Source organism: Paraprevotella xylaniphila YIT 11841 (assembly GCF_900683745.1).
Classification (GTDB): Bacteria; Bacteroidota; Bacteroidia; order Bacteroidales; family Bacteroidaceae; genus Paraprevotella; species Paraprevotella xylaniphila.
Genome location: NZ_LR215980.1, coordinates 4,032,455 through 4,044,828 on the forward strand (window position 1 = coordinate 4,032,455; position 12,374 = coordinate 4,044,828).

The 12,374-nt window shown below is 52.0% G+C and carries 11 protein-coding genes; 7 read left to right on the top strand and 4 right to left on the bottom strand.

The genetic code is table 11. From position 1 onward, the window contains the following. Positions 1-44 precede the first annotated feature (44 nt). Both E0E47_RS16735 and E0E47_RS16740 read left to right on the top strand, forming a co-directional pair. Positions 45-743 carry a 5'-methylthioadenosine/adenosylhomocysteine nucleosidase gene (locus tag E0E47_RS16735; protein ID WP_130894241.1) on the top strand — a complete coding sequence of 233 codons (699 nt, stop codon included), beginning with the start codon at positions 45-47 and terminating at the stop codon, positions 741-743. Positions 744-765: 22 nt separating this feature from the next. Next, positions 766-1,254 (top strand): S-ribosylhomocysteine lyase, encoded by a 489-nt coding sequence (locus tag E0E47_RS16740; protein ID WP_130894242.1) that lies wholly within the window; start codon positions 766-768, stop codon positions 1,252-1,254. 114 nt (positions 1,255-1,368) lie between these two features. Here the strand turns inward: E0E47_RS16740 and E0E47_RS16745 are convergent, their stop codons facing one another. Both E0E47_RS16745 and E0E47_RS16750 read right to left on the bottom strand, forming a co-directional pair. Next, complete coding sequence (locus E0E47_RS16745) at positions 1,369-2,577, bottom strand: hypothetical protein (protein ID WP_008628645.1); 1,209 nt, start codon at positions 2,575-2,577, stop codon at positions 1,369-1,371. Positions 2,578-2,620: 43 nt separating this feature from the next. Next, entirely contained in the window at positions 2,621-3,181 is a 561-nt protein-coding gene (locus E0E47_RS16750; protein WP_232038494.1) for a DUF4738 domain-containing protein, read from the bottom strand. A 138-nt stretch (positions 3,182-3,319) separates the two neighbouring features. Between E0E47_RS16750 and E0E47_RS16755 the strand changes: the two genes are divergently transcribed. The 3 genes from E0E47_RS16755 (at position 3,320) to E0E47_RS16765 (ending at position 6,069) form a co-directional block, all read left to right on the top strand. Continuing rightward, positions 3,320-3,994, top strand: a complete 675-nt coding sequence (locus E0E47_RS16755; RefSeq protein WP_008628630.1) for a DUF4230 domain-containing protein — start codon at positions 3,320-3,322, stop codon at positions 3,992-3,994. A 1-nt stretch (position 3,995) separates the two neighbouring features. Beyond that, positions 3,996-4,586, top strand: coding sequence for a DUF4230 domain-containing protein (locus E0E47_RS16760; protein ID WP_130894243.1), 591 nt, complete (start codon positions 3,996-3,998; stop codon positions 4,584-4,586). Between the two features lie 82 nt (positions 4,587-4,668). Continuing rightward, positions 4,669-6,069: a glycoside hydrolase family 125 protein gene (locus E0E47_RS16765; RefSeq protein ID WP_232038537.1), complete on the top strand. Its 1,401-nt coding sequence runs from the start codon at positions 4,669-4,671 to the stop codon at positions 6,067-6,069. A 63-nt stretch (positions 6,070-6,132) separates the two neighbouring features. Here the strand turns inward: E0E47_RS16765 and E0E47_RS16770 are convergent, their stop codons facing one another. Next, entirely contained in the window at positions 6,133-6,696 is a 564-nt protein-coding gene (locus E0E47_RS16770) for a GNAT family N-acetyltransferase (RefSeq protein WP_130894245.1), read from the bottom strand. A 103-nt stretch (positions 6,697-6,799) separates the two neighbouring features. On the opposite strand from E0E47_RS16770, the gene E0E47_RS16775 reads away from it, so the two are divergent. Beyond that, entirely contained in the window at positions 6,800-8,245 is a 1,446-nt protein-coding gene (locus E0E47_RS16775; RefSeq protein WP_172604732.1) for a DNA recombination protein RmuC, read from the top strand. A 575-nt stretch (positions 8,246-8,820) separates the two neighbouring features. Here E0E47_RS16775 and E0E47_RS16780 read toward each other — a convergent pair. Then, positions 8,821-9,426 (bottom strand): hypothetical protein, encoded by a 606-nt coding sequence (locus tag E0E47_RS16780; RefSeq protein ID WP_130894247.1) that lies wholly within the window; start codon positions 9,424-9,426, stop codon positions 8,821-8,823. Positions 9,427-9,632: 206 nt separating this feature from the next. Here E0E47_RS16780 and E0E47_RS16785 point away from each other — a divergent pair, with 206 nt between their 5' ends. Next, positions 9,633-12,338, top strand: a complete 2,706-nt coding sequence (locus E0E47_RS16785; RefSeq protein WP_130894248.1) for a hypothetical protein — start codon at positions 9,633-9,635, stop codon at positions 12,336-12,338. The last annotated feature ends 36 nt before the right edge of the window (positions 12,339-12,374 follow it).

Here is a 12,374-nt window from a genome sequence, read left to right on the forward strand (position 1 = left end):
GGTGGAAAAGTTGTACTTTTGCAAGGAAATAAAGACGATGGCGAATGAAAATAGGAATTATTGCAGCGATGGCTTCCGAACGCGAACAGTTGGCCCGGTTGGTCAAGGGAATGCGTACGGAACAGCATGGACTTTTTGAGTATACCGTAGGACGGTTGGGCGGGAACACCTTATATATCATGGAGTGTGGTATTGGGAAAGTGAACGCAGCCGTTGGTGCGTCCGAACTGATGGCCCACATGCAGCCGGATGTGGTGGTGAGTACGGGAGTGGCCGGAGGCATCGACGAAAAAGCCGGGGTGATGGAAGTCGTGGCAGCCTCGGAAGTCGTTTATCACGATGTGTGGTGTGGTAACGGGAACGAGGTCGGACAAATACAAGATATGCCGGCCAGGTTTGTTTGTGACGGGCGTTTGCTTTCCGTAGCTGTTTCTTTAGATGCTTCCGTACCCGTGCATGCCGGGTTGATTTGTACCGGTGACAAGTTCATTACGGAACGCGCCGAGTTTGATGCCATAAAGGCCGAATTCCCGGAGGGATTGGCCGTAGACATGGAATCGGCTGCCATAGCTCAGGTTTGCCACCTCTACCGCGTGCCTTTCATCAGTTTCCGGATTATCAGCGACACGCCGGGAGCCGATGCGCACTGGCAGCAGTACGAGAATTTTTGGGAAACGATGGCCGACCGATCTTTCGGGGTAGTACGTACCTTCTTGGAGGGTTTGCCTTCTTCTTTGTCTTAATCCGAAAAAACATATAAATCCAATGAAGAAAATTCCAAGTTTTACGATTGACCACATTCACTTGTTGCGGGGCATTTACGTCTCTCGTAAAGATGAAGTGGGAGGTGAGGCAGTGACCACGTTCGATGTCCGCATGAAAGAACCCAACCGTGAGCCGGCTTTGGGGCAAGGTGCGTTGCATACGATAGAACATCTGGCGGCCACGTTCCTGCGCAATCATCCGGTATGGTCCGATAAGATTGTGTATTGGGGGCCGATGGGGTGCCTGACGGGAAATTACCTGCTGATGAAAGGGGACTTGCAGTCGGAGGATATTGTGGAACTGATGAAAGAAACGTTCCGTTTCATTGCGGAATATGAAGGGGAAGTTCCTGGGGCAACCCCGCGCGACTGCGGCAATTATTTGTTGCAGGACTTGCCGATGGCTAAATGGGAGTCTGCCAAATACCTCCATGAAGTGCTGGAACAGATGACGGACGCCAATTTGCATTATCCGTCGCAGGAAGGTTGAACCGTGCGCGGGCAGAGACGGAAATTCGTTTCGTAGGAGTGGACGGTAGATATTTTTTCAGGAACTTGAAGGGGATGGCTTTGCGAGAGTCCATCTCCTTTTTTAGAAACTGTTTCATTTGCCCAACGGTTGTATCTTCCGTCTTAATGCCTTGGAGATTTCCAGAAACATGTATTGCCGTGGGAGCGTGTGGATACGTGCGCTGTCGGCCGAGTATTTACGACGGGCATACTCTTTGGATTTCTCGAAAGTGAGCCGCGACATTTCCTCCTGCGACTTGCCTTCGGAAGTGGAATCCAGTTTTTCTTCGGGGAAAAAATCATCCAGGTCTATATCTCCGATCATCGTAGTCTCCAGAAAATTAGCCTGGTTATGACTGCGGTCGGTGTAATACCCAACATACATGTGCCCCGGAATACGCACCAATATCGGGTCGATGTTGATGGCGCGGAGCAGGGAGGCGAACAATACGCTGCCGTCCACGCAGTTGATTTGCGAAGAAGCCAGGGCGTCTTCCAACGTCCGTACGCGTTGGGAATAGACCACGTTGCTCGAAAGACTGCTGTATGAAATCGAACTGTAACGGAACTTGCGCCGTTGCAGCACGTTCCATAGGGCATAAACCTGCTTGTCCACGTAGTCTTTACGCTTGTTCTGATAGCCCATGAAACGGTTGACGATACGTGTGTTCAAGGCTTCCCGCAGGATTTTGTCTATCAACGGACTATCCTCGTTCACGTATGCGGCAAACAGGACACCTGTATTGTGGAAGCGGTTCTTCTTGTCATTGTAGCCGATGAGGCATTCATTGATGCTGCGCACGGAGAACGTGCGTACGCGTTGGCTTGCCTCCCGGTCTTTGATTTGTACTTCCACCGACACGGTGATGGGTTCGGCCTGTGTGTTGTTGCGTAAAGCGTCGTAGTTCCAAAGAATGTCGGGATACACCGTGTAAGCCTTTCCTTCCTCGGGAAGGATGAATTCCGATACGGAACGTTTGAAAAACGGTGTTTCTGCCACCTCAACATGGAGGCGGGCGTCTTTTACGGGACTTGTGATTTGTATCGAGATTCCCGATTTGGGATTGCCCAACGCGCCTTTTTCCGTGGGGGCTACGATGAGGGTGTCCGTAGTGGCTGTGGAAAGAATCAGGGATGGGAAGATGTTTCCCCCTAATTCGTCATTCAGTTCAAACGTGGTGGAGGGGAAGATTTTGTCACGCAGGTGGAAGAAAGCCACCGTAAGTCCCCCGGCCAGAACCAGGAGGGCCAGAATCCATATTATGCGTTGGGTTGCGCCACGGCTTATTTTAATGACTATCATGTCTTCACCTCCTTTTTTGTCTGTTGTCAACCTCGTGTCGGATTTATTCTCCCGTTTCCGTAGAGTCTGTGGCTACCACCGTGTCCAAGACTTCATCTTTCGTTATTTGGTAATTGCCGTCGGGCGAGATGGTAATGGACAACGGGATGTAGATGTCCGAAGCCGGGTAGCTGACACTGGCAGCGAAGCGCAGGTTGTTGCCGTCCACTTTGTCGAAAGCCATTCCTTCCAAGATGGCATGGGATATGAAGCCTTTTTCCATATAGTTTCTGAAGTGGTTTTTGGTAAAGGCTTTATTGAAGATTTCTTTTCCTTCGCGGTTCACGCGCAACCGGATATAGTTGTCGGCATAGCGTTCGCCGCCGTCCCCCGTCACTAACGGAAGCGTGTCGTTTACCTCCCGTACGATGTCGTACGTATATCGCGTTTGTCCGACTTTGACTTCTGCACTGTAATGATAGTCTTTCATTTCCTGCACGGAATTTGTCGTGTCCGGTTTTTCATATTCACTGTATCCGCTGACGGTTTGCGGGTTATTTCCACCGCAACTGTAGCACAGCAGTACGGTGCATGCCATACATAGGAATTTGAAATGTGTCTGCATTTTCTTCTTTTTCTCAACCGTTTCACAAAGGAACAAAAAAAAGGCGAGTTGGACAAGCTTGTCTGTTATATTTTTAGGTCTTCTTTTGTTGCCTGTTATTCCATAAATGCCTATCTTTGAAGCCCCCAAGCATTTGCAATGAAAATAACGTTCTGTTTTGTCATAGTTTTGTGCCTGTCTCTTTTGTCGGCTTGTCGCGGGAAAGAGACGAAAGCAGAGGCCGTCCGGGTCGATACGCTCTCCTTGGTTATGCAGGTAAAGGAGTGTGCCCGTCTGTATACGGCCGAATATGAAGTGCATAAATTAGTTTTGAAGGATGACCCGTTGCGGGTGAAAGGGAATCTCTTTCAGCGGACGTTCGATGTAAAAGTGCCTATCGGCGAACGCAAGGTCATGATACCTCTCGATGTAACCCTGAAAGCTTACATTGACTTCACGGGGTTCGGCGAGAAGAATGTGTTGCGTTCGGGCGACCGTATTGTGGTCACTTTGCCCGATCCACGGGTGGTCGTGACCTCCTCGCGCATCAATCACGATGAAGTGAAGCAATTTGTGTCTTTGACACGTTCGGACTATACTTCTGCGGAACTGGCCGATTTTACGCGTCAGGGGGAAGACGAGATTCTGGCTTCCGTGCCGCAGTTGGGCATTTTGGAGATGGCCCGCGAGAATGCGGCCCACGTGTTGGTGCCGATGTTGACGAGGTTGGGCTATGACGAGCGGAACATAGTGGTTTCTTTCCGTAAGGATTTTACGGCGGCAGATATGCCGTTGCTGTTGGAACGTGAAGGACGGACTGAAAAACTGAAATGAAATGGGAAAATGGTTGAGTGCACTGAAATGGTTGGTCGTGGCCGTCGTATTGGCAGTCTTTATCGGGTTGTTGGTAAAATGGAACCGTAAAGGAGGCATATCGGTGGAAGTCGGTTTTGATAACCGTATCGAGCTGACCTCTCAGGAGATACGCCGTATCGAACAAATCGGGCAATGGGAATTCTTGTCGGTCCAGTCTGAAGTCGTGGCAGACACGTTGCGCGAAGGATTCTTTACCGACGACCGCTTGGTGGCTGTGTACACCGGAGTCCCCCGCATCGGCATCGACATGAACCGGGTGACCGGGGAATGGGTGCAGGCACGTGGTGATACCGTGACTCTCCGTTTGCCGGCCGTGCATTTGCTGGACAAGAATTTTATCGACGAAGCCCGTACTAAGGTTTTTTATGAGAGTGGGAAGTGGTCGAATGACGTGCGTCGAGATTTGTACGACCGTGCCTACGTGAAGATGTTGCGCCAATGCCTGACACCATCAAATATGCGTAGGGCAGAGGCCAATGCACGCAATCAGTTCACGGCCTTGTTCCGTGCTTTGGGTTTTCATACGGTGGAAATCTATTTTATAAGATAACCCAACTTAATACTAATTCACAATAAATGTTATGAACTTAAATCTTATTAAAATTGTAGGAGTCGCCGTGGGGGTTGCCGGAATGACGGTGGAGACCCGGGCGGCCGTAGTGCAGGAGTATGTGGCCGAACGGGACAATACCCAAGTTAGCGCGTGGAAGAGCCATCGTCCTGAAAAACGTTTGTTCACGTCCAAGGCTGTGGAGGAACAGATACAACGTGCCAAGAAACTGTTGACGAATACGAAATTGGCATGGATGTTTGAGAATTGTTTCCCGAATACGTTGGATACGACCGTCCACTTCGACGGGGCGGACGACACCTTCGTGTACACGGGTGATATACATGCCATGTGGTTGCGGGATTCCGGTGCGCAAGTGTGGCCCTACGTACAGTTGGCCAATGAGGATCCTGAACTGAAGAAAATGTTGGCCGGAGTGATTCGCCGTCAGTTCCGGTGTATCAATATCGACCCATACGCCAATGCCTTCAATAAGGAGGCGACGGGAAGCTATTGGGCGTCCGACATGACGGATATGAAGCCCGAAGTGTATGAGCGGAAATGGGAAATCGACTCGCTGTGTTATCCCATTCGTCTGGCCTACCATTATTGGAAGGTGACGGGAGATGCCAGTGTTTTCTCCGACGAATGGCTGCAAGCCGTGGCCTACATTCTACAGACGTTCCGGGAACAGCAGCGTAAGGAGGGGAACGGCCCCTATCATTTCCAACGCAAGACGGAACGTGCGCTCGACACCATGACCAATAACGGATGGGGCAATCCGGTGAAGCCTGTGGGGTTGATAGCCTCGGCTTTCCGACCCTCCGACGATGCCACCACGTTTCAGTTTCTGGTGCCTTCCAATTTCTTTGCCGTGACTTCCTTGCGTAAGGCTGCCGAGATATTGACCGAGGTGAACCATGAAAAGACGTTGGCCAAAGAATGCCGTGAATTGGCGGATGAAGTGGAGGCCGCCTTGAAGAAATACGCCGTATACGATCATCCCCGTTACGGAAAGGTGTATGCTTTCGAGGTGGACGGTTTTGGCAACCGTTTGCTCATGGACGATGCCAATGTGCCTAGCCTGTTGGCCATGCCTTATCTGGGTGACGTGCCAGTGGACGACCCGGTGTATCAGAATACCCGCAAGCTGATATGGAGCAAGGACAATCCTTATTTCTTTAAAGGGACGGCGGGCGAAGGCATCGGCGGGCCGCATGTCGGTTACGATATGATTTGGCCGATGAGCATCATGATGAAAGCTTTTACGAGCCGTGACGACAAGGAAATCAAAGCCTGTGTGGAAATGTTGGTGAATACGGATGCCGGTACGGGATTCATGCACGAGTCTTTCCATAAGAACGACCCGAAGAACTTTACCCGTGCATGGTTTGCTTGGCAAAACACATTGTTCGGTGAATTGATATTGAAACTGATTAACGAGGGGAAGGCAGACTTGTTGAACAGTATCGAGACGGATTGACCCGGGAATACGGGATGCCGGCAAGGAAATCCGGTGCGGCGAAAGCTTTCCGCCGCACCGGATTTATTTGTAGGGTGATTCGGGTTCCAACTTGCCTCCCTGCCATTCGTACACTTTCGTATGGATTTCGTGGCAGATGCGTTCAAAGTCTTTCTCTTCGTCCAAATCGCCGTGCACCATAAGGAGCAGGGGGAGCGGCGAGAGGTCGGCGGCGTAAGGAGGCTGCATATAGGTACGATGTTCCCACAGGCGGAAACCGCAGCGGCGGTAGAAGCCGATGCGCCGTGCAGCAATGTCGGTTGTGGGCGGCTCCACTTCCAGCACGATAGGTTGTCCGGCTTGCCGGATGAAGGCATCGAGGATGCGCCGTCCCAGTCCGCCGCCGCGCAAGTGGGGGCAGGTGGCCAAGTGTTCCCCATAAAGGAACCCGTCCAAGGTCCAATAGTTGAACAGTCCGGCAAACGTCCCGTTTTCCACAACGACTTGAGGGTGGAAAAGTGGGTTGTGGTCGGTGTATTGGCGTTGCCGCTCCAATGGACGGCGTTCTTCGGGCGGGAAAGCGTCCGTCATGAGCCGTTCGGCTTCAGCATAATACGGGGCTGTCGTTTTTACAGGTATGAGTTCCATTTCTGTTTGTTTTTTGGGATTAATCTTGCAAAAATACAAAGTTCGTTTTGCTTTGTCCATTAAAAAATGTAATTTTGTTGTAAAACGTAAGGAAAAAGAAGAAATGACAGGACTTTTATGGCTGCTCGCCGGTTTGGTATGTGGTGCCGGTGTTGTTTTTTTGTGGACGAAGGCACGTTTGTCTTCCTTGCAGACCCTGCTGCAGGCCCGTGAGGAAGAGATGGAAAAACGTCGTCTCGACATGGAAGAACTGGCAGGACGGCAGTCGCAGGATTTCAAGGAGCGCGAGGGGCGCATGGAGAACCGTTTGGCCGAGTTGCAAGAGCGGTGCGAGACGCTGAACCGCGAAAACAAAGGTCTGGCTGCCGACAAGCAGACGGTGGAAAAGGAATTGGTGTTGGTGCGCGAACAGATGGTGCGCGAGGCCGAAGAGCGAAACCGCCGTTTCAAGGAACAGATGGACCTCATGCAGGAGCAGTTGCAGAATGCCACCCGTGAGATTCTGGGACAGCGTACCCGTGAGCTTTCGCAGCAGAACACGGTGCAGATGACGGCTATCATAGACCCGCTGAAAGAGACCATCCGGGAAATGCGTACGGCCATGGACAGCAGCCGCGACACGCATAACAAGAACACGGCCTCGTTGGAGAAAGCCATTGAGGAAGTGATGAAGCGTACGCGTGAAATCGGGGCTGAGGCCGACAAGCTGGCTTCGGCGTTGCGCAACGAGAACAAGGTGCAGGGGAATTGGGGCGAGTTGATTCTGGACGAATTGCTCGAAAGCCAAGGGCTGAAAGAAGGCATACATTACGAGAAGCAGGTGACCCTGCGCGACCGCACCGGCAAGGCCATCTTGAACGAAGAGTCCGGGAAGCGGATGATTCCCGACACCATCCTGCATTACCCCGACGGGAAAGATGCGGTAATCGACTCCAAGGTGTCGCTTACGGCTTTCGTGGACTACCAGAACGCCGAGAACGATGAGGCGCGTGCCGAAGCCCTACAGCGGCATGTCCGTAGCGTGCGGCAGCATGTGGCCGAATTGGCCCGCAAGGATTACAGCGCGTACATCAAGTTGCCGCGTCAGGCTTTGAATTACGTCATCATGTTCGTGCCCAACGAAGGGGCGCTTCAGTTGGCGTTGGCCGAAGCACCGGAGTTGTGGCGTGAGGCTTTTTCCAAAGGGGTGTTCATTACCGGCGAGCAGAACCTCACGGCGGCACTCCGCATCATCCAGATTGCGTGGACCCAAATGCAACAGGCGCAGAACCAGGAGGCCATCTATGATACGGCCCGGATGTTGCTCGACCGCGTGGCCGACTTTATCGGCCATTTCGAGACGGTGGGACAGAAGTTGCAAGATGCTTCATCCTCCTTTGCCAAGGCCGCCGACAAGCTGAAGGACGGGCGGTTGAGCGTGGTGGGGGCGGCCAACAAGCTTATCAAGTTGGGCGCCAAGGCCAGTGCCAAGAAGGTGATTCCCGAAGAGAACGAACCGTTGCGCGGAGTGGAAGGGACAGCGGAAGCGCCTGCCGGACTCCAAGGGTAAACGTGCCTGTAACTTTCATGAATGGACGATATTTCGTGGTTTTGCTGTCTTTTTGACAGTAAAACCACGTTTTTTGATTAAGGCATGCCCTGAAAACCGGCAGGTTTTAGAGGGGGCGCAAGGTGGTTTTAGGTACATTTTTTAGCATTTCAGGCTTGTTTTTTCACTATGTTGGGGATTTTTAAGAATCAGTCTCAGCCGAATGGTTTTTCGTTCGGCTGAGAAAACATTTTTTTTCTCCGCACGTTGTTGAGGGAATATCCGCACATGGCGACGGAAAGCACCTGAAAACGGGGTAAGGAAAGGCTTTTCAGGCGTGGTTTTATTCTATTTGGAGTGTTTTGGTTTGTAAAAGCCGGATGTCAAAATGGCATGCAAATCCGGTTGGGGCTTTCTCGTCTTTGAGCCTTCAGCGTTACATTTTCCATCCCGTTGAGCAGGATGTGGCAAGAAAACCTTATGGGCTGTCAGATTGTCTTTCCGTCTCCCTGCGAGACTCGCGTATTTCCGGGTACTTCCGTGAGGGGGCGGAAATACGCGAGTCTCGTGGAGGTCGGTTTTACTTTTTGTCAATGTCAGGATGCTCTTTGGTTGATAGGGGTCAAGGCAAACCTGTCGGCAGAAACTTTGGTCATTTCAAATCCTCCGCTTTTCAACAAGTCGTTGACTTCATATTTGAGGTTGCTGATTCTCCGTTTGGAAGCAGGCGTGCCGTCAAAGAAATTCTCATTGAATACTGTATTGAGTTCCATGAATGAGATTTCGTGCGTGGGTTGTTTCATCAGGTAGTCCAACAGGGACACCACTTGGCAGCGGCTTGGGTAGGCTATGCCGTCTATGATGATTTCGTTGGTATAGATGTTCACTTGTATCTTGTGGAGTTCGCATTCCGACGTGTCTGCCATCAAATCGACCAATTCCGGATGGCGTTTTTGTTGTTGGCGGAAGTACCATACCATCATGGCTGTCATCAGGCATAAACATACGAAAGCAATGCCCATCCAGTAATAGGCGTGGAATATCATGTTTTGCGTGTGCCTTATGGCCAATAAGGGTAGGGTGCCATCGTCGCAGTAGGTTTCCCATTCCATACAGTGGTGTAGGCTGATGCATGCCCCTGTGATTGCAGTCAGGATTAAGATGGCGGCCGATGACGCGATTAGGTTAATTTTGTGTTTCATGTTTTTGTTATTTTTATCCGGTTAAGTCCTACAAATTTAAAAGAAACGTCTGGAAAGAACAAAAGAAAGAAGATGTTTTTTTGGCGTTGACATTTTCTGATAATATTTGATACCGGATTTGATAATATTTGATAGCGAAAAGTTGCTTGTGTCGTTTTTGTTATTTTACTTTGTAATGCTCAGTCGTTTAAATAAAATGCAGGACTATGAAATATGTGTTTTTAGTATGGGTGCTGATGTGTGGATTGGGGGGGCCGCTCCCCATGCACGGGCAGGGAACGGCAGGTTTTGAAGGTACGGATTCGCTTTATCGCAAAGTGGAGGGTTTCGGTGTCGGGCTGCCGCAGGAAAAAGTGTATCTCCATTTGGACAACACTTGTTATTTCCTTGGCGACACCCTTTGGTATAAGGGATACGTCATGCGTTCCGACCGGGGCACGTTGACCGACCTGAGCAAGATTCTCTACGTGGAGCTTCTCACGCCGGACGGGTATTCCGTGGAACGGCAGCAATTGGAGATGGAGGACGGTACAGCCCACGGCATGTTCGTGCTCAAGGACACGCTTTATGCCGGATACTACGAATTGCGGGCCTACACGCGTTGGATGCTCAACTTCGGGCAGTGCGAATATCCCCATGTGCGTATTTCGGAGGATTTGTTCTACAGCAAGAAGATGGCCAAGGAGTTTTTCCGCGACTATGAGAAACTTTATTCCCGGGTGTTCCCCGTATATGACAAACCCGAGGAAGCCGGGGATTTTGTGAAAGACATGACGTTACGCCCCATGCGCCGTTACTATAAAACGCCGAAGAAAAAGAAACCCGAAGTGGACTTGCGTTTCTATCCCGAAGGGGGGGACCTCGTGGCCGGCACGGCTTGCCGGGTGGCTCTTGAACTGAACGGCGAGGACGGGCAACACCTTGGCGGCATGGAGCTTTCCGTCCGGGATAAGGATGGAAAGGTGGCGGCTGTTTGCCGGACGGACGAACGCGGCCGGACGACATTCCGCCTGCCGGACGTGTCGGAGGACGCGGATTACCGTGCTACCTTCACTTACAAGGGGTATGGGTATGAGGAAGAACTTCCCGAAGTGGAGAAAGAAGGTTGTGCCTTGGCTGTCACGGTGGGCGACAGCGTGGTGGAGGCCGTGGTGCAGGCTGTCGGTGTGGATGGCCCCGTGGCCTTGCATGTCATGAGTGGCGGAGTGTCCCGTTTCTACCGTACGCTTCCTGTTTCCCTTCTTTCGTCCGGGAGCGTGGATGTGGCGGACGGGGCGGCATCCGGATGCCGTACGTGCCGGATGGCCATCCCGTTGGACAGTCTCCCCACGGGAGTCAACCAACTTACGGTGTTCGATGGCAAGGGGCGCATCTACGCCGACCGGCTCTTTTTCGTCAACCATCACGACTATGATGCCCCGAGGCTGGCCGTTTCCGGTATCTGCCAGTCTTACGAACCTTTCGATTCCATCACCTTGCATCTGCAATTAGCCGACCCGGCGGATTCCCTGTCCAGCCTTTCCCTTGCCGTCCGCGACCGGGAAACGGAAGAGGATACGTACGACAACGGCACGATACTCACCGAAATGCTCCTTGCCAGTGAAATCAAAGGGTTTGTGGAAAATCCCGGTTATTATTTCGAATCCGATGACAGCCTCCACCGCCAGGCCCTCGACCGGCTCATGATGGTGCAGGGGTGGCGGCGTTACAAATGGTGCGAGATGGCGGACGTGGAACGGTTCGCGCCCGCTTGGTTGCCCGAGAAGTTCCAGACCATCGGAGGATGTGTCAACCGCTCTGAAAGGCAGAACATAGATTTCAAAAAGATCAGCAATTTGAAAAAGGAGGTGAACGTCTGGGCCATGTTCACGCAGGGACCGGAGACTTTTGAATTGAAGCAGCAGACGAAAGACGGCTCGTTCTACATGCCCATGCCCAAGATTTACGGTGATTGCATGATGTTCCTCAGTGCGGCGAAACTGAAAAAGGGTACAGACTATATCCGCAAAATGCGCCAGAAAGGCTTCACCGACGAGGAGGCTTGGCCGGACTATTATGTGAAGTTGGACTTGTTCCACCCCCATTTTGCGCATCCCTACAGTTTTTATCAGGACATATCGCCGCGCGACCTCGAACCGTTTGCCCATGAGGACAGCCTTGTGCGCGGTGCGTTCGAAGGCCGCGTGTTGCCTTCCGTGACGGTACGGACGCGGAGGAACGGGTTGCGCCGTTACGACCCGGCGAAACCGGCTGTGGTGATAGACGCATATGATGCCTACAACATGATGGCCGACTACGGCCTGGCCGATGTGCCTTTCTATTATTTGAGCAGTCCTGCCGTGTCCACGCTCGTTTCGTTCTTGTTCGTGGGCGACATGAACAAATACCGTGATTATTTTCTTCGGACGACCTTCAATGCTTGGCCCAACCGCTTGTGGGACAAGCCAGTCATGCCGGGCACGCCGACCCATCCTGTTCCCGATTGGCTGTCGCGTGGGGAATTCGAGAAATTCCGGTCGCTGAGCCTGTTGGAACGGTTCTATATTTATACGGACTATGTGCCCCGTGAAATGGGGAGTTGGAAATACCGGCAGGACAACCAACCGGAAGTCATCGTGGGGATGCAGCTCCGTCCCAACGGGGAATATTTCCCTTCTTGCCGTGACCGCCGTTACCTGTGGCACGGTTATGCCGTCTGCGACGATTTCTACAGCCCCGACTACAGTCGCCGTCCTTTGCCCGGAACGGAAGATTACCGCCGTACGCTCTTATGGATGCCCGAAGTGAAGTTTGATGCGAAGGGGAGTGCCACGGTCCGCCTTTACAACAACAGCAAGCGGACGGCAGTCAGCGTAGAGGCCGTGGGCGTTACGGACAGTGGGCGGTATATGCAATATAATAATGTGCGGTAAGCGAACGGAGTGGTATGCATATTAAAAAGAGAAAAA